The 253-nt window shown below is 60.9% G+C and carries 1 pseudogene; it reads right to left on the bottom strand.

Annotated elements, in window-relative coordinates:
- Positions 1–25: 25 nt before the first annotated feature.
- Positions 26–253, bottom strand: a pseudogene (locus SB753_RS39475) (hypothetical protein); the annotation flags it as partial.

The raw sequence follows: 253 nt of genomic DNA, 5'->3' as shown, positions 1-253 counted from the left end.
CCACTCGGCAATGCCGATGCGCTTGTCAGGCCGTATCGCCTCCGTGATCGTCTTCAGAAATGCTTCGGTCGCTCCCATCGGCGTCATCCGTGTCGTTTTCGCTCAGCAGTGCGGATGCGTCCACGGACGCAAGCGCGCGAGCAAGTTCCGCCTCGAGCATCGACTCGACCCGCATCGGATCGGTCTCTGCGGCGAGCGCATCTTTCAGACGAACAGGAATGTTCATCACGTTATCGCGCACCGTGCGAAACGC

The organism is Paraburkholderia sp. SIMBA_053, from assembly GCF_046534895.1.
Taxonomy (GTDB): domain Bacteria; phylum Pseudomonadota; class Gammaproteobacteria; order Burkholderiales; family Burkholderiaceae; genus Paraburkholderia; species Paraburkholderia caledonica.
The sequence above is the reverse complement of the archived record's forward strand: the minus strand, read 5'-3'. Positions and strand labels throughout refer to the sequence as shown.